Annotated in this window: 11 protein-coding genes; 1 reads left to right on the top strand and 10 read right to left on the bottom strand. The window is 40.3% G+C overall.

What is annotated here, in order from left to right; genetic code table 11:
• Positions 1–3: 3 nt before the first annotated feature.
• The 7 genes from B7E04_RS08780 to B7E04_RS08745 form a co-directional block, all read right to left on the bottom strand.
• On the bottom strand, positions 4–1,113 hold the full coding sequence (locus tag B7E04_RS08780) for a histidine kinase (RefSeq protein WP_080778306.1): 1,110 nt from the start codon (positions 1,111–1,113) through the stop codon (positions 4–6).
• Between the two features lie 941 nt (positions 1,114–2,054).
• Positions 2,055–3,140: a porin gene (locus B7E04_RS08775; RefSeq protein WP_228439872.1), complete on the bottom strand. Its 1,086-nt coding sequence runs from the start codon at positions 3,138–3,140 to the stop codon at positions 2,055–2,057.
• A 13-nt stretch (positions 3,141–3,153) separates the two neighbouring features.
• Positions 3,154–3,711, bottom strand: a complete 558-nt coding sequence (gene kdpC / locus B7E04_RS08770) for a K(+)-transporting ATPase subunit C (protein WP_080778305.1) — start codon at positions 3,709–3,711, stop codon at positions 3,154–3,156.
• Between the two features lie 12 nt (positions 3,712–3,723).
• Positions 3,724–5,763, bottom strand: a complete 2,040-nt coding sequence (gene kdpB / locus B7E04_RS08765) for a potassium-transporting ATPase subunit KdpB (RefSeq protein ID WP_080778304.1) — start codon at positions 5,761–5,763, stop codon at positions 3,724–3,726.
• 173 nt (positions 5,764–5,936) lie between these two features.
• Positions 5,937–7,631, bottom strand: a complete 1,695-nt coding sequence (gene kdpA, locus B7E04_RS08760) for a potassium-transporting ATPase subunit KdpA (protein WP_080778303.1) — start codon at positions 7,629–7,631, stop codon at positions 5,937–5,939.
• Positions 7,632–8,351: 720 nt separating this feature from the next.
• Entirely contained in the window at positions 8,352–9,677 is a 1,326-nt protein-coding gene (locus B7E04_RS08750; RefSeq protein ID WP_080778301.1) for a sigma-54-dependent transcriptional regulator, read from the bottom strand.
• Between the two features lie 283 nt (positions 9,678–9,960).
• Complete coding sequence (locus B7E04_RS08745; RefSeq protein WP_080778300.1) at positions 9,961–10,650, bottom strand: M15 family metallopeptidase; 690 nt, start codon at positions 10,648–10,650, stop codon at positions 9,961–9,963.
• Between the two features lie 168 nt (positions 10,651–10,818).
• On the opposite strand from B7E04_RS08745, the gene B7E04_RS08740 reads away from it, so the two are divergent.
• Positions 10,819–13,686, top strand: coding sequence for a M16 family metallopeptidase (locus tag B7E04_RS08740; protein WP_080780628.1), 2,868 nt, complete (start codon positions 10,819–10,821; stop codon positions 13,684–13,686).
• A gap of 215 nt (positions 13,687–13,901) precedes the next feature.
• Here the strand turns inward: B7E04_RS08740 and B7E04_RS08735 are convergent, their stop codons facing one another.
• The 3 genes from B7E04_RS08735 to B7E04_RS08725 form a co-directional block, all read right to left on the bottom strand.
• Positions 13,902–14,981, bottom strand: coding sequence for a GNAT family N-acetyltransferase (locus B7E04_RS08735; protein WP_080778299.1), 1,080 nt, complete (start codon positions 14,979–14,981; stop codon positions 13,902–13,904).
• Positions 14,978–15,976 carry a polysaccharide deacetylase family protein gene (locus B7E04_RS08730; RefSeq protein WP_080778298.1) on the bottom strand — a complete coding sequence of 333 codons (999 nt, stop codon included), beginning with the start codon at positions 15,974–15,976 and terminating at the stop codon, positions 14,978–14,980. The genes B7E04_RS08735 and B7E04_RS08730 overlap by 4 nt, the downstream gene beginning before the upstream one ends.
• A gap of 68 nt (positions 15,977–16,044) precedes the next feature.
• Positions 16,045–18,183, bottom strand: coding sequence for a S46 family peptidase (locus B7E04_RS08725; protein ID WP_080778297.1), 2,139 nt, complete (start codon positions 18,181–18,183; stop codon positions 16,045–16,047).
• Positions 18,184–18,342: the final 159 nt, after the last annotated feature.

Raw genomic sequence — 18,342 nt, 5'->3', positions numbered from 1 at the left:
TTTCTAAGATAAAATAATAATATCTATCTGTCTTTCATTCAATCGGTTCATCAGCGTATAGATCCAGCTGTAGCCGGAAAGACGCTGCCATAATTTTGCATGGGGTTTCCCGATGCAGACCGTGGTGATATTATGGGCAATTACATAATCCAGAATTCCTTTATGGACACTGCTTTCTTTTACCCGGACCACTTTAGCTCCCAATTCCTGTGCTAAATTAAAATTATTAATCAAATACCGCTGTTTGTCCAGGGCTATTTTTTCCGGATTTTCAGACGGCCTCTGTATGTAAAGAACCGTCCAGGGGCTGTTATAATAACTTGCCAGACGCGCTGTTTTCCTGATGATATTTTTTGCAATCTTTTCATTGCTGCTGATGCAGGCCAGAAATTTAATCGGTTTGAAGTTTTCCGTTTTGATTTCGGTTTCCACCTTTCTTTCAACGTGAGCAGCAACTTCCTTCAGAGCAAGTTCCCGAAGCTGGAGAATATGGCCGCTCTGGAAAAAATTAGTAAGTGCGGTCTGAATCTTTTCTTTTTTATAAATTTTTCCTTCTTTCAGGCGGGTCAGCAGTTCATCGGCGGTAAGGTCTATATTCACAACCTCATCAGCCAGGGCCAGGATTTTATCGGGAACGCGCTCGGCAACCTCTATTCCTGTGATTGTTTTCACTTCCTCATTCAGGCTTTCTATATGCTGGATATTCATGGCACTGATCACATTGATTCCGCTGTCAAGGATTTCCAGTACATCCTGCCATCTTTTTTTATTTTTTGAGCCTTCCACATTGGTATGTGCCAGCTCATCCACCAAAACCACTTCAGGATGAGCATTGATAATAGCCTGAAGATCCATTTCTTCAAGGTTTTTGCCTTTATAAAAAACAGACCTCCTTTCTATTTCAGGAATCCCATCGGTAAGGGCTACTGTTTCTTCGCGGCCGTGGGTTTCTATATATCCAATTTTGACATCAATGCCGTTACGCAGAAGAGACTGCGCCTCCTGAAGCATCCGGAATGTTTTCCCCACCCCTGCACTCATCCCGATATAGATCTTGAATTTTCCTTTCCGGGATTTCTGAATTAATTCTAAAAAATCTTTTGCTGATGACATTTCTTTATTTTTTGACCACAAAAAGCATAAAAGTTTTTATTTCGAGCCCTAGAGTTGACAAGGAAGTTACGACATTCTAATACTGCATTCACCAAAATAAAAATCTCTGATTTTTTCTAAAACTTATGTGAACTTCTATTCATTCTATTATGAAACTTCAAATAACTAAAGTGTTAAAAACTTTTGCATCTTTTGTGGTTATTATTTTGTTACCACAGATGACACAGATTTTCACAGATGTGCAGATACTTTTGCTGGAACTTATGTGAACTTCTATGCATTCTATTATGAAACTCCAATTACTTAAGTGTTTAAAACTTTTGTGACTTTTGTGGTTATTATCGTATTTATAACAGATTACAAATATTTTCACAAACGATTGCGTATATTTTTCTGCATAAAAATCTTTGATTTTTTCTAAAGCTTATGTGAACTTCTATGCATTCTATTATGAAACTTCAAATTACTTAAGTGTTTAAAACTTTTGTGACTTTTATGGTTGTTTTTTATTTCCCACAGATGACACAGATTTTCACAGATGCTTATGGATATTTTTCTGGATAAAAATCTTTGATTTTTTCTAAAGCTTATGTGAACTTCTATGCATTCTATTATGAAACCTCAAATAACTAAAGTGTTAAAAACTTTTGCATCTTTTGTGGTTATTTTTATTTCCCACAGATGACGCAGATTTTCACAGATGCTTATGGATATTTTCCTGGATAAAAATCTTTGATTTTTTCTAAAACTTATGTGAACTCCTATGCATTTTAATATTAAACTTCAAATTACTTAAGTGTTTAAAACTTTTGCATCTTTGTGGTTATTTTTATTTCCCACAGATGACACAGATTTTCACAGATTCTTAAGGAGAATATTTTTTTAATGTGTAAAAGCTTTTATGACTTTTATGGTTAAATTACAATTTCAATTTTTACTTTTTAAAACCAGGCAGAGAGACCCGTCGTTACAAAGAAGTTGCCTTGTTTCATCTCATCATTGTTCACAAAAATGGCATCTTTAGACGTAAATCCCCTGGCTTCTGTACGAAAAACCACATTTTTCAGGATCGCATAATCTACATTTAAAGAATACCCGAAGGTCTGGAAACCATTGGGGGTTTTCGTGCTGATGATCACTCCGTTTTTATCGTTATAATATTCAAAACGTCCTGCCAGGGCCCATTTATTGTCCAACTGGTATTTCATCAGAATATTTGGGGTATACCAGATGTTGTAACTGCTGCTTCCTTTCTCTTTTTGTTCCGCTCCGATGTCAAAGCCAAGCAAGGCAGAAAACCGGTCTGTGAGCTGAAAACTTCCGTACAAATCGTGGAAATATCGCATTCTTTTTTCCTCTTTGGCTTTATCATTTCCGATGAATGAGCTGCTGTTCAAAGTAATCTTATCATTCGGTTTGTAGGTCACCTGATGTCCGAATGAAATACTTTGGTTGCCCTCCGGTTTGGCGATACGCTGCCAGCCGTTAAGAACCAGACCGCTCAGAAACCATTTTCCGTTGTCGGAAGCATAGAAAATCTTTGCTCCGGTCTCAAAATAAGGTGAATTGTCAGCAGCAAGGCTTCTGGTAAGATTCATATTATCTTTTCCGATGGCGCTTTCCCAGCCGATATGGGATGGCATAATCCCGGCATCAATCCACAGATTTTTGGTTTTTGAGATTCTGATCCCGATATTCGCTTCATTAACGTAGCGTAAAGCCTCCTGCTCGGCAGCCATATTGTCCTGTGCATAGGTTCCGGCCATTAAAGCAACATTGGCACGAAGGTTTTCACTCTGATAATTGGCTTTAACCAACCCTAAATTGAGATTCATTTCATTATGCCTGTTGTAGGAGTATAAAAAGTTCTGGCGAAGATGATTGGCCGGCTCATTAAAATCATAAGTATAAAACAGCTCTGCATACGCTGAAAATGTCACTTTATGTTCTGTTTTTAATGAATCTGATGATTGTGCCTTCGGGAAAAAGATTCCCAGCATAATTCCTAAAATGATATATTTTTTCACGGTAATTTCTAGATTATTTTAATTGATCCAAAGCCATATTAAGCTTCAGTACATTTACTTTTGACGGTCCTAAAAGACCTAAAAACGGTTTCTCGGTCTGGTTTTTAACTAAATTCCTAAGGGTTTCTTCGGGAAGATTTCTCACCTGTGCAATTTTCTTCACCTGGTACAAAGCTCCTTCTTCGGAAATATCAGGGTCCAGACCGCTTCCACTGGCGGTCACCAGTTCTACGGGAACTTTTGCATGCTCCATTCCGGGATGTTGCATTTTTAAAGTGTCCATTCTTTTCTGCACGGTTTCCAGGTATTCCTGATTGCTGGGACCTTTATTGCTTCCGCCGCTTCCTGCAGCATTATAATTAACCGATGACGGACGACCGTGAAAATACTGGTCAGATTTAAACTCCTGCCCGATATTGGCGTAGAATTTCTGCCCGTTCTGTGTAATGATTTCTGCATCTCCTTTTGTAGGCAGTATTTTGGAACCGCCATACACGATTACCAGATAAATTCCGGTGACAGCCAGCATTACCAGAGTCAGTCTGAATGCTGCAACAATATGATTTTTCATTTTTTTAAAATTTTAATAGAATAAACTGATCAGCAAGTCAATGATTTTGATTCCGATGAATGGAACGATCACGCCGCCCAAACCATAGATCAAAAGGTTTCTCCTCAATAATGCACTGGCCCCGATCGGCTTATACGCAACTCCTTTTAACGCTAATGGAATAAGGAAAGGAATAATTACAGCATTGAAAATAACGGCTGATAAAATGGCGGTTTCCGGGCTGTGAAGGTTCATAATATTCAATTTCTGAAGTGAAGGAATAAATGTAATGAAGAGTGCCGGGATAATGGCAAAATATTTAGCCACATCATTCGCAATACTGAAAGTCGTCAGGGTTCCGCGGGTCATCAGCAACTGTTTTCCAATCTCCACGATCTCAATAAGTTTGGTAGGGTCATTATCAAGATCCACCATATTTCCGGCTTCTTTTGCAGCCTGTGTTCCGCTGTTCATCGCTACGCCTACATCGGCCTGGGCCAGTGCCGGAGCATCGTTCGTTCCATCTCCCATCATCGCGACCAGCTTTCCTTCCTGCTGTTCTTTTTTGATGTAATTCATTTTGTCTTCAGGCTTGGCTTCGGCAATAAAATCATCCACACCCGCTTTTTCGGCGATGAATTTTGCCGTCAGAGGATTATCTCCGGTTACCATCACCGTTTTCACCCCCATTTTTCTCAGTCTCTGGAAACGTTCCTGGATTCCGGTTTTAATGATGTCCTGAAGCTCAATAACGCCCCATACTTTTTCATTAACAATCACCACCAGAGGGGTTCCTCCATTTTCAGAAATCTTGGTTACCGCATCCTGGGTTTCTTTCGGGAAGGTATTCCCGGCTTTTTCAGTCAGTTTTTTTATGGTATCATAAGCTCCTTTACGGATTCTTGTCTCTTCGAAATCAATTCCCGAAGTTCTGGTTTCCGCCGTAAAATCAATATACACAGGATTGGGAACAAGAAGATCTTCCGGTTTCAGCTGGCTCAGTTCAATGATGGATTTTCCTTCCGGTGTTTCATCAGCCACTGAGCTTAATGCCGAAGCCTTGATAAAATCCAGCAGCCTGATTCCATCTGCCGGATGGAACTCCGTCGCCTTACGGTTTCCGATCGTTATAGTTCCAGTTTTATCAAGCAGCAAAACATCGATGTCTCCTGCTGTTTCTACCGCTTTACCGCTTTTGGTTATAACATTAGCTCTGAGAGCTCGATCCATCCCCGCAATTCCGATTGCAGAAAGCAGACCTCCAATAGTTGTGGGAATCAAACAAACGAAAAGTGAAATAAATGCCGCAATGGTAATGGGTGTCTGCGCGTAATCTGCAAAAGGTTTTAAAGTGAGTGTTACGATAATAAAGGTCAGGGTAAATCCTGCCAGAAGTATAGTGAGTGCGATTTCGTTGGGTGTTTTCTGTCTCGATGCGCCTTCTACCAGTGCAATCATTTTATCTAAAAAAGATTCTCCAGGTTTGGTGGTCACCCTTACTTTGATCCGGTCGGAAAGAACTTTTGTTCCTCCCGTTACCGAGCTTTTATCACCTCCTGATTCACGGATCACGGGTGCACTTTCCCCGGTAATCGCTGATTCGTCAATGGTTGCCAGTCCTTCGATAATTTCTCCGTCCATCGGGATCTGATCTCCGGTTTCGCAAAGGAATATATCTCCGAGTTTCATTTCGGCTGATCTTTTCAGAACAGTTTCCACCTGAAAGCCGGGTTTGTTTTCTACCACTACTTTGGCAGGTGTTTCTTCACGCGTTTTTCTAAGGGTATCCGCCTGCGCTTTTCCTCTGGCTTCAGCAATAGCTTCCGCAAAATTGGCGAAAAGAACCGTGAAAAATAAAATAATAAATACGGTAAAATTATAAGCAAAGCTTCCCTGTGAACGGTCTCCTGTAAGGCTGAATAAGCTTACGATCAGCATTACCACAGTCCCAACTTCTACCAGGAACATCACAGGATTTTTAAACATGATTTTCGGATTCAGTTTAACGAAGGACTGTTTGATCGCTTCATTCACCAAATCTTTTTGAAACAATGTCTGGGATTGATTTTTCATTTTTTTGAAAGAGTTATATCATTATAAACCAATGGCAACCATTAAGACAGATTAAAAAAACAAGGTTTGAAATGGATAATATATTCAGGTGAATGTTTCGATGAGTTTTTAGACTAGTTCCCTGATATTTCTATCTTCCTAATGGTTTACTATTGATTTTAATTTTTAAAAAATTATTTTGAGAAATACTGAATCTGTTCCGCTATTGGTCCCAATGTCAGTGCAGGGAAGAAAGACAGCGCTGCAATAAGAAGAATCACGGCCAGCGTCATAAATCCGAAAGTAGCAGTATCCGTTTTGAGCGTTCCTGAACTTTCCGGGATGAATTTTTTCTGGGCTAATAATCCGGCGATTGCAACTGGTCCGATGATCGGGATAAATCTTGATAACAACAGTACAATTCCCGTTGAAATATTCCACCAGGGTGTATTGTCGCCCAGCCCTTCAAATCCGGAACCGTTGTTCGCTGAAGAAGAAGTAAACTCGTACAGCATCTCACTGAATCCATGGAAACCGGGATTATTCAATGTTTTTGCCCCGAATTCCGGCAGATACGCAGTTAAAGCGGTTCCTACAAGAATCAGAAACGGATGGAACAGGGCTACGATCATCGCGATTTTCATTTCTTTGGCTTCAATCTTTTTACCCATGAATTCCGGTGTTCTTCCCACCATCAAACCACTGATAAACACAGCAAGGATAATAAAGATGAAATAGTTAAGAATTCCCACACCGCAACCGCCGTAAAAGCAGTTGATCATCATCGCCAGCAGCTCATTCATTCCGGAAAGCGGCATGGTACTGTCGTGCATGGAATTGATTGATCCTGTGGAAATTACCGTGGTGGCTATACTCCAGTATCCTGAAGAAGCACTTCCGAAACGGATCTCCTTGCCTTCCATCGCTCCAAGGCTGCTGTCTGCACCCATTTGGGTAATCAGAGTATTTCCACCGGTTTCATTGACAATATTCGGGATGGTAAGAGCCAGAAAACCGACGGTCATTACGGTAAAAATTACCCATGACAGTTTTCTTTTTTTGAGATAGAATCCCAATGCAAAAACCATGGCAAACGGAATGATCATCTGGGCTACCATTTCGGTCATATTCGTTATATAATTCGGATTTTCAAGCGGATGTGCGGAATTGGCTCCAAAGAAACCGCCTCCATTGGTTCCCAGGTGCTTGATCGCTACAAAAGCAGCAACGGGCCCTCTGGAAACTTCCACTTTCTGGCCTTCCAGTGTGGTGACATGATCTTTTCCTTCGAAAGTCATCGGACTTCCGTTAGCTGAAAGGATTAAAGCGACAAGGATACTGATCGGAACCAATATTCTTACTACGGATTTAGTAAAGAAATCATAGAAATTTCCTAATTCGGTGGTCGTTTTTTCTTTAAAAGCTTTGAAAAGGACGGCCATTGCCGCCATTCCGGTCGCTGCGGTTACAAACTGCAGAAACATCAGATACAGCTGGCTCAGATAACTAACCCCCGTTTCTCCGGAATAATGCTGAAGGTTACAATTCACTAAAAAAGAAATGGCTGTATTAAATGCAAGATCCGGTGACATATTCGGGTTTCTATCCGGATTGAGAGGGAGCCAGGATTGGTTCATCAGGATTAGGAATCCTATAATAAACCAGACCAGATTAATCGTCAGCATGGCATACATATTCTGCTTCCAGTTCATCTGCCGGGCCGGATTAATCCCCGATATTTTATAAATTAATTTTTCTAAAGGTTCAAAAACAGGATCCAAAAAAGTCTTTTTGTACCCGTACACATTCGCAATGTATTTTCCTAGAAATACTCCGATCACCAATGTGATAACAAACATGGCAATTACGCCTAAAATTTCTGTATTCATGACCGGTTAAAATTTTTCAGGTTTTATCAAAACATAGCAGATGTACACAAAAGCCAGGATTGAAAGGAAAAATAAACTCCACATATTTTTATATTGTATCAAAAAATTCAACGGATTTGTAAAGAAGCCAGAACATCACTGCAAAAAGCAGGATCAAACCTATCAGCATCATATGGAAATTATAAGGATTAAAAGGGTGAGAATTACATACGATACCATCAGCCGGCTTAAGTCGGCATGCTCACGTTTTTTGAACGTTTTTCTTGAAGTTGTCATTTTTAAAATATTTTATTTGATACCTACAGGCCAAAATAAGGTCCGTTTTTAAAACAAAATATTTAACAAGATAAAAATCAAACACTTACACAATAAATACACATGATATAAAAATGCAAAAGCCTATCAAAATGATAAGCTCTTTTATTGAAATGATAGGAATCAGTTTTAGGGATTAGGGATTAGGGATTAGGGATTAGCAAAATTATTCATTTGAGGTAAGGGGGAATATGAGGAGAGATTATTTAATTTTATGGTATGTGTTGCTGGTGGCTTCGAGGACCTCAGCCGCCAGGTATTGGTCGTTCATTCAAAATTTTCAGGATTTACACTTTTTTACCCTGTACTCAGACACTCCGGAACCTGAAACACTCAGACTCTAAAACACCCAAACGCTCGCACTCTTAAACCCTCCAACTCTAAGACTCTAAAATCCGAAATCATCTACCTCAATCCATATTCTTCCAGCTTCCGGTACAGCGTAGCAATCCCGATTTCCAGCAGCCTTGCCGCTTCGGCTTTGTTGCCTTTGGTGTATTGAAGAACTTTCTGGATGTGTATTTTCTCCAGGGACCGTATGCTTAAGGAATCATTTTCAGGAACCTGTTTTCCGGAATAATGCGGGAGACTCGCGGCGTTCAGAATATGATCATCCATTAAAATGAGACTTCTTTCAACGGCATTTCTAAGTTCCCGGATATTTCCTTTCCAATCGTTTTTTTCCAGCATTTTATAATAATCAGGATCTACCTGCAAAGTCGGCAGATGAAGTTTGCGGGAAAACATATCGATGAAGTTTTTGGCCAGTAATTTCAGGTCTTCTTTTCTTTCACGGAGTGGCGGAAGGTGAATTTCAAAAACATTCAGACGGAAATAAAGATCTTCACGGAAATGTCCCTGTTTTATCTCGTCCTCAAGATCACGGTTGGTGGCCGCAATTAATCTGAAATCGGATCTGGACACTTTTGTTTCACCCATTTTTATAAATTCCCCCGTTTCCAGCACGCGGAGCAGTTTTGCCTGCAATTCTACCGGCATTTCTCCTATTTCATCCAGAAATAATGTTCCTCCGTTAGCTTCTTCTATTAAACCTTTTTTGTCTTTTACAGCACCTGTGAACGCTCCCTGCTTATGCCCGAACAGCTCGCTCTCCAGAATTTCCTTACTGAAAGCTGAACAGTTGATGGCTACAAAATTATTTTTCTTTCTTTCACTTCCTTCATGGATGGCATTGGCAAAAACTTCTTTTCCGGTTCCTGTTTCCCCGGTCAGCAGTACGGCGGCATCTGTTAAGGCCACTTTTTCAGCCAGTTTTTTAGACTGAAGGATTAATGGAGAAGTACCTATAATCTGTTCAAATCCTTTTGATATGCCGGCTTTCTGAACGATTTTGGATTTGTTGTCTTTTACTTTTTCCAAAGCTTTATACACCAGCGGAATAATTTTCTCATTATCATCTCCTTTTACCAGATAATCATAAGCTCCGTTTTTCATGGACTGAACTGCATCGGTAATATTCCCGAAAGCCGTCATCAGGATAATTTCAAGATGCGGATATTTGGTCTTCATTGATCTTACCAGCTCTACTCCATAGGCATCGGGAAGCCGGACATCGCTGAGTACAACATCAAATTCATACTGCTCCAGCATCGTCATTGCAGAGCGTGCGGTAGAAGCTTCTTTAACGTTAAAATTCTCTTGGGAAAGGATCATCCCCAGTAATTTCAGGAGTTTGATCTCATCATCAATGATCAGAATGTTTCCGGACATAGTGGTTGTTTTTGGAAAACCTGATACAAACTTATGACTTTTTTGGGAATTACGTGAATTGGCGAAGAAAGCTGAGAAGGCGAAGGAAGCAAAAGGGCGAAAAGGTGAAAGAGCAAAAAGGCAAAGGGGCGAAATAGCTACGGGGAATAACTGCCAGGAAAAAAATACATGTGCTAAATAAGCTAATAGCAAATAAGCTGATTTGCAAATTTGCCCTTTTGCTTCCTTCGCCTTCTCAGCCTCCTTTGCCTTTTTGCCATTTTGCGATTTCGCTTATTCGCCTTTAATTCACCGGAAAATCAAAATACGTATCCGGAAAAGGTTCATCAATGAGGGTAAAATGCCACCATTCTTCATGATAATCTTTAAAATGATGATCCAGCATGGCCTGTCTCAGGATCTGTCTGTTTTTCTTCTGTAATTCATTGATTTTACCTGTATCCTGATGAGATATTTCTCCGAAAAGATCAAACGGGCTTCCCATGTCGAGCTCCTCTCCGGTCTGTATATCAATCAGGGTAAGATCTACCGTGCTCCCTCTGGTATGGCCGGATTTAGCCGCCAGGTAACCTAATCTGAACAGGTCATGCTTATCTACATCCGGATAAAATTCTGCTTTAGCAATAGTATCATTGGCGTTCCTGGCCCAGACTTCAAATGAGCTGACCGCTCTTTGTGGCCTGTAGGCATCAAATACTTTCAATGCAAGGCCTTTCTTTCTCAAATCTTTCTGTACTTTTTTCAATGCATAGACAGCTTTCCGGCTCAGGATCAGAACAGGACGCTCATATCCTTTGACAGGTCTGCCAGTGAAATTATGCGCCCCAAAATAGCGGAGGTCCAAAGCAAGACCGGGAATTTTTTCCTGGGCATACACAAAACCGCTTTGCAGCCTGCCTTTCTGCGAAATACAAGATGCAAATAAAAATAAAAAGCAGGTTATACCCATTAACCTGAAATACAGTTTTTTCATGATTTGTGAATTTAATTAAAAAATTGAATGGTTACAGCTTAGTGTTTAAGGAAAGATCATATTTTCCGAATACAATCATAGATTCAATAATTCAAAAAAATGCAGTGTTCGCATTCTATTCCTTACATTTGTAATGCATTCGGATCTAACAGAATGAAAACAGATTATATGATTGACCAAAAGCATAAAGAGACGCTTCACACCGATAAAAACAACTACGAATATATAACCGTAACAAATGATGAAAATAAGGTAAGAATTTACACCCTGAAAAACGGCTTAAAGGTTTTTCTTGCACAGAATTCTGATGCCCCAAGAATCCAGACCTACATCCCTGTGAGGACCGGAAGCAACAACGATCCTGCAGATAATACGGGACTCGCACACTACCTGGAGCATATGATGTTTAAAGGAACTTCCAGAATCGGGACCCAGAACTGGGCAAAGGAAAAAGAACTCCTCGACCAAATTTCAGCACTGTATGAGGACCATAAAACCGAGCAGGATCCTGAAAAAAAGAAGGAAATCTATAAAAAAATAGATGAACTCTCTCAGGAAGCCAGCCAATATGCTATCGCCAATGAATATGATAAGGCGATTTCTTCACTTGGAGCCAACGGAACCAACGCCCATACCTGGTTTGATGAAACCGTCTATAAAAATAATATCCCGAATAATGAGCTTGAAAAATGGCTTAAAATAGAAAAAGAAAGGTTTTCGGAAATGGTTCTTCGTCTTTTCCACACCGAGCTAGAATCTGTTTATGAGGAGTTTAATAGAGCTCAGGATAATGATTCAAGGCTTGTAACCTATGAGCTGATGGATGCCCTTTTTCCTACGCACCCGAACGGCCAGCAGACTACCATCGGGAAACCGGAACATCTGAAAAACCCATCTATGAAGGCTATCCATAAGTATTTTGACGAATATTACGTTCCGAATAATTATGCGATGGTTCTGGTAGGTGATCTGGATTTTGAGGAAACGATACAGCTGGTTGACCGGTATTTCGGAACCATCCCGTATAAAGAGCTTCCGAAAAAGACACCTGTTGTGGAGCAGCCTTTGACGGAAATCGTAAAAAGAACAGTAAAAAGCCCGACCACTCCAAGGGTTCAGTTGGCATGGAGAACGGACAGCTATGGAACAAAGGAGGCTATGCTGGCGGATATCACTGCCAATATTCTCAGTAACAGAGGTGAAGCCGGGCTTCTTGACCTTAATATCAACCAGACCCAGAGAATGCTTTGGGCACAGGCTTTTTCAGTAGGCTTAAAACAATACGGCTATTTTTCTGTCGTAGCGGTTCCAAAGGAAACCCAAACCCTGGAAGAGGCTGAAAAAATGGTCCTTGAACAGATAGAACTGATCAAAAAAGGAGATTTTCCGGACTGGATGCTTCCTGCCATTATCAAGGATTTTAAGATCCAGCGTCTGAAAAGCCTAGAAACAGCAGATGGACTGGCTACCAATCTTTATGACACCTATATTAAAGGAAGATCATGGGAGGAAGAGCTTAATGAGCTTGATGAATACCAGCGTTTCACTAAAGATGATATTATAGATTTTGCCCGATCTTTTTTCAAAGACAATTATGCTGTTATTTATAAAGAAAAAGGGGTGAATGACCAACTGGTAAGGGTTGACAATCCAGGTATTACTCCCATCAAAATCAACCGTGACGCCCAGTCTGAATTTTTAAAAGAAATTATAGCAGAAAAAACGGAAGATATACAGCCAGAATTCATTGATTATAAAAAAGAAATCACCACAGACACCGTTAAAGATAAGAAGCTGAGTTTTGTTCGTAATAAATACAATGACATTGCGCAGGTTCATTTTATTTTCCCTTTTGGAAGTGATCATGACAGGGATCTCGGGATTTCCACCCAGCTGCTTCAGTACCTTGGAACGGAAGATTTTTCTCCGGAAGATTTAAAAAAGGAATTCTTTAAAATCGGGGTTACAAATGATTTTAAAACGACAAACGACCAGCTTCTGATTTCCCTGAGCGGTCTTGAAGAAAATATGGAAAAGGGGGTTGCCCTTTTGCAAAAGTGGATGTACGGTGTACAGCCTGACGATACTATTTACAGGCAGTTTGTGGAAACGGTTGTAGAAAACCGCGAGGCGACCAAAAAGGACAAAAACCGTATCATGACCGCCCTGACCAACTATACAAAGCTGGGCAGTTTCTCCCGCTACACGGATATTATTTCGAAAGAAGAACTTGAAAACAGCAGTGCAGAGGTATTTACGGACCGGATGAAAAACCTTTTCAAATATCCTTATGAAGTATTTTTCTACGGAAAAGATCCTGAAAATTTCAAACAGTATATTGGCAATTATATAGAAAATGAAAGCCTTCAGATTCCTGAGCCCAAATATTATCCTGAGCCCGAAACCAACGGCCATGTCTATTTTACAGATTATGATATGGTCCAGGTGGAAATGAGTAAAGTAGGAAAAGGACACGCTGTGGACACCTTAAACTTTGGAAAAATTAATGTTTTCAACGAATATTTCGGAAGAGGATTGTCTTCGATTGTGTTCCAGGAAATCCGCGAAAGCAAGAGTTTAGCGTATTCCGCCTATGTTTCCTATGCAGCCAATTCTGAACTGGGGCATCCCGATTATATTACCACTTACATCGGAACCCAGCCGGACAAGCTGCAAACTGCAGTGAGTACTATGAGCGAACTGATGAATGAACTTCCCGAAGTGCCTATCCAGTTTGAAAGCGCTAAAAATGCGGCCCTGAAACAGATCGCTTCTACAAGAATTACGAGGAATAATATATTCTTCAACACTTTACGACTGAAAAAACTCGGAATTTCTCATGATTTCAGAAAGGATATTTACGGACAGATTCAAAACCTGACCTTTGAAGACCTGAAAGATTTTTACGAGACTGAAATCAAGCCGATCCATTTCAATACAGCCATTATCGGTAAGAAAGAGAATCTGAACATGGATGCTGTGAATCAGATGGGAACTTTTAAAGAACTAACACTGAAAGAAATCTTCGGCCATTAAAAATAAAGACCGCTTCATAATATGGAGCGGTTTTTTTAGAGTTTTGGCTGCAGTACAGGTGGCTTCAAGAACCTCAGCCACCGGGTATTTGTCGTTCTTTCAATAGGATGCCCCCGGGTTCACAATTTAAAACTCAAGACCCGAAACTCATAACTCATAACTCATAACTCATAACTCATAACTTTAAAGCTCATCACCCTAAAACCCTCCAACTCCTACGTCATCATACAATCCCCGTCCCCATCCTGATATTCCAGATCAAATCCTTCGGGAAGATGCTGAATCAGCTGGTTGTGGAACATGTATCTTCTTTCAAAATGCCGTTTGTAGATGCCGGGAAATATGCGGGAATGTTCCAGCTGTCGATTGAGCTCTTTCTGGTAGCTGGTCAGCGTTTTAATTTTATTTTCGATGATAAAATGGCTTAAAAAATCTATAAAACGGTCCAGACCGGAATCTGAAAACAGGTAAGGAATTTTAAGGTTTCCGTCTCTGAGCAGGAACAGTGAGCAGGTTATCAAGCTGCCATTATCATCGTATATTTTTATCCAGAAATATTTAAAAACCCTCGCGTAGCTCGAAAAAAGATACCGGTTTTCCTGTTCTGAGCTTTCCAGAACCCATGGATTTTTAATGTAGATATTTAATTCATCAGCATTCCGTCTGCTTGGGAATTTTGACATCCATTCAGTACTTTCTGCATCAATAAGGTCAAGAATCTCAAATCTGAATTTCGGCTTTTTTACCGCCATGTTTTTTACCGTCAGCACGGCATTGGCCACCGCATCTGTAATCTGAAAAAGAGGTTTAAGGGCTTTTGTCCCCGGTTTTTTTTCAGGAATAATGAAAGCTGCGTCCGATCTGAAGTAGTATCTTTTTCCCGCTTTTGGATACACATAGTCGAAAACACCCAGCCTCTTAAACAGTGCTTCTGCTTCCCTGGTGAATTCCGCTGCGATGACGTTGCCATCATACTCTTCAAACATTTTATCCAGGAGATTTTTAGCAATTCTTTTTCCACGGAATTCTTCGGGGACAAATAATGTACTGAGCCAGCCATAGCGAAATATTGCTCCGTCAATTACAAAATAATCGGGAAAACATCCCAGGTAACCTGCAAGCTTTCCTTCATAAAAAGCGAGAATTAAAAGGGTCTGGTCATCTGAAACTTTGGGGTTCATGATCTGAGATTTGGCCCTTTGTTCTGTTATGGGAAGAAAATCAAAGCTGTTGAACTCCCCTGATGAGATAAATTCTTCGAGTTCTTTTTTATTATAGGTCTTCAGCTCTGTCATCTTCGTGTTATTTTGTTTTTGTTGATCAGTTTTTTGAGTCTAAAGTAAGCAGCCTCTTTTCTGATGATCTGTTCGCCGCTTTCGCCCATTTCCATTGGGATCCTATGAAAATTTCTTTCTATGCTGTCCAATTTGGCTCCTGCACTTCCAAAGCTGCAGAATATTTCCTCATTCTTAAATAATTCATCGAAAAAGTTTTTTTTCACCCCAAAATCAGTGAACGGAAATGCAAAACTTTCGTAAAGAAAATCATTTTCCTTTAAATAATTAAATGTTTTGTCCGTACTTTCCAGTTGCTCTTCCAGTGAAAGTTCCCCGTACTTGGGGTGATCCCAGCTGTGAGAGGAAATACCGTAGCCCTTTTTAGTCAGCGTTTTCAGCTGATCGGTGGTCAGATAAGGCTTGTATTCTTTCAGATAAGCTTTACAGTCGATTCCAAGTCTTTCCGTAAGCTGATCAAGGATTGCTCTCTGATGATAACTGATCTTAAGAATCTCTTGTCTGAAGGCTTCCTTTGATGGATTTTCGGGTGAAAGCATCCTGTAGATTTCAGGATCTGCCGTTTTTGCTTTTTCTGCGGCATCAATAATCAGACTTGCCTTACATCTGAACATCAGCTCATGATTGTCGATAAACGCGGGATTGATAAAGTTGCAGGCGTATATTCCCTTCCGTTCCAGAACGGGAAGCACGATATCATAAAATTCCCGGAATCCATCATCAAAAGTGAGGAGTGCAATCTTTTTTTCAGACTTAAAATTTCCATTGACAAAATCTTTAAATTCTGACCAGGTTACCCACCGGAAATGCTTTGAAAGATAGTCCAGATCTTCTTCAAACTGCTTTGTATTTTTATATTGAATAATGTTCCGGATATGTGGCAAATTTTCATCAGAAACACAATGATAGACAGGCAAACAATAATCCATCGGAAAAGATCTTGCAATATCTTCCCATTCGAATGCGGCCAGTAAACTGATGATTTTTTCTTTCATCCTGCTAAATAAAAAGAATCTATTCAAATTGGATTTAAATAGATTCTTAAAGGTATTACTTTTATGTATTATTTGATCACCTTCATCTCGTCGATCAGCCATTTTGAATCGGCAAATTTATCGATGATGAACAGGATGTATTTGGTATCCACCATAATGTTACGGCTGAAACGCGGATCATAATTGATATCACTCATCGTTCCTTCCCACTGTCTGTCGAAATTAAGACCTACCAGGTTTCCGTTGGCATCAAGAGCCGGACTTCCTGAGTTTCCTCCCGTTGTGTGGTTGGTAGCAGTGAATCCTACCGGAACATCACCTGTTTTGTCTTTATACATACCGTAGTCTTTTTTGTTGTAAAGATCGATCAGTTTTTTAGGAACATCGAATTCATAGTCTCCCGGCACATATTTTTCCATAACCCCGGCTAAATGCGTCTGATAGCCGTAAGAAACAGCGTCTCTAGGCGTAGACCCCTTGACTTTTCCGTACGTTACACGAAGCGTGGAATTAGCATCCGGGAAGAACTTTCTGTCTTTATCCGTTGCCATCTGCTGCGCCATGAATTTTTTCTGCAATACATCAATTTTCCCCTGAAGAGCGGTGAACTGAGGATCTGCAATTTTCATATAAGTCTCTCTCATAGAAACATACAGCTGATAAACAGGATCTTTTTTCAACGTTTTAACCAGCTTGTCCTGATTAGAAAACGCCTTATCAATATCTGTTGTTAAAGCCGCTCCGTTTACCTGGGCTCTTCCCGTCACGATAGAATTTTTAGACATTTCTTCTACCATCGGGATGTTCTGGTTTTCGTCTTTATATTTGCTGAATCCGGCAGGCAGGAACTGAGAGGCAGTTTTGTTTGCGTATAATGCGAGTAATTTTGCCGTTACTTTAGCATCAAGCTCTGCACTGTAATCTTTGTAGAATGCTGTAATCTTTGATTTTAATTTGGCTAGATCCTTCTCTTCCATTCTTCCGGCCTCCACAGCGGTTACATAATCGTAGTAATCACCGGCCAGTTTAAGCGTTTCCGCATTTCTGATGACTTCTGTATAGTAAGCATTGTTCAGGGCGTAAGGAGCCTGGTCATTATATAGTTTATTCAGCTGGTCCAGAGTTGATTTGATCTCACTGTTTTTAGCGACCAGAGAACCTTCATACATTACTTTTTTCTCTACTGCATTGGATTTTTTCAGACCTTCAACTTCCCCGATCCATTTTTTCCAGTAGTTGGCAACTGAAGCATACTTGGAAGCATATTTGATACGGGTTTCACTGTCAACACGCATTTTCTCATCCAATGTTTTCAGAGCCACCTCACGAACGGCGATTCTTGCAGGATCGATGTCCGTTACAATCTTCTCCACCGCTACGGCAGGAAGATATTCTGTAGTTCTTCCAGGGAATCCGAATACAAAAGTAAAATCGTTTTCAGCTTTATCCTTTATAGAAACCGGAAGATAGTGTTTCGGAATGTAAGGGACATTGTCTTTTGAATATTCCGCAGGCTTGTTGTCTTTCCCAGCATAAATTCTGAACATAGAGAAATCTCCGGTATGTCTCGGCCAAACCCAGTTGTCCGTATCACTTCCGAATTTGCCGATGCTCTGAGGCGGTGCCCCTACCAAACGGATATCTTTATAGGTTTCGGTAGTGTATGCATAATATTTGTTACCGTAGTACATTGGTTTTACAATGATCGACTGGTAAGATTCTATTTTCTGAGAGTTTTTGTAAACCTCAATATTTTTATTGATCTTCTTCGTATATTCAGGTTCAAGGAGGTTATCCGTTCCTTCCAGGATCTGATCCGAAACTTCTTTGATATCTACAATAAAATCTACTTTTACCCCCGGATTAGGAAGTTCTCCTTCGGGATTTTTTGCCCAAAATCCATTGGAAAGAAGGTCATTCTGAACCGTGGAATGTGCCTGGATCTGCCCATACCCGCAGTGGTGGTTGGTCAGTAATAGTCCTTTAGGCGAAATAATTTCGGCAGTACATCCGCCGTTAAACTGTACTACTGCATCTTTTATGCTCGGTTTCTGGGTATTGAAAATATCTTTGGCAGAGATTTTCATTCCCAAGTCCTTCATTTCTTTTTCATTCAGCTCAGTGGGAATCCACATTCCGCCATACTGTTGTGCAAATGCCATTGCGGCCGGCAAAAGAAATACGGATAAAAGTATCTTTTTTGTCATAATCAAAATTTTGCCCCAATTTACAAAGAATATTATACATATGCCTTATGAAATGCGTGGGAAAGTTGGGTTTGTTTGGGAGGAATGAATGTTGGGGATGAGAGTGAGGAGCTAAGAACCAAGAGTAAAGAAACAAGATATCAGATATCAGATGTCAGA

Origin of the sequence: Chryseobacterium phocaeense (assembly GCF_900169075.1) — a bacterium.
Lineage (GTDB): Bacteria > Bacteroidota > Bacteroidia > Flavobacteriales > Weeksellaceae > Chryseobacterium > Chryseobacterium phocaeense.
The sequence above is the reverse complement of the archived record's forward strand: the minus strand, read 5'-3'. Positions and strand labels throughout refer to the sequence as shown.

Bases quoted from the DNA above. Each gene is read 5' to 3' on its own strand.
- kdpA (WP_080778303.1), bottom strand. From the start codon at position 7,631: ATGAATACAGAAATTTTAGGCGTAATTGCCATGTTTGTTATCACATTG.
- kdpB (WP_080778304.1), bottom strand. From the start codon at position 5,763: ATGAAAAATCAATCCCAGACATTGTTTCAAAAAGATTTGGTGAATGAA.
- kdpC (WP_080778305.1), bottom strand. From the start codon at position 3,711: ATGAAAAATCATATTGTTGCAGCATTCAGACTGACTCTGGTAATGCTG.
- B7E04_RS08750 (WP_080778301.1), bottom strand. From the start codon at position 9,677: ATGTCCGGAAACATTCTGATCATTGATGATGAGATCAAACTCCTGAAA.
- B7E04_RS08780 (WP_080778306.1), bottom strand. From the start codon at position 1,113: ATGTCATCAGCAAAAGATTTTTTAGAATTAATTCAGAAATCCCGGAAA.
- B7E04_RS08735 (WP_080778299.1), bottom strand. From the start codon at position 14,981: ATGACAGAGCTGAAGACCTATAATAAAAAAGAACTCGAAGAATTTATC.
- B7E04_RS08745 (WP_080778300.1), bottom strand. From the start codon at position 10,650: ATGAAAAAACTGTATTTCAGGTTAATGGGTATAACCTGCTTTTTATTT.
- B7E04_RS08725 (WP_080778297.1), bottom strand. From the start codon at position 18,183: ATGACAAAAAAGATACTTTTATCCGTATTTCTTTTGCCGGCCGCAATG.
- B7E04_RS08740 (WP_080780628.1), top strand. From the start codon at position 10,819: ATGATTGACCAAAAGCATAAAGAGACGCTTCACACCGATAAAAACAAC.
- B7E04_RS08730 (WP_080778298.1), bottom strand. From the start codon at position 15,976: ATGAAAGAAAAAATCATCAGTTTACTGGCCGCATTCGAATGGGAAGAT.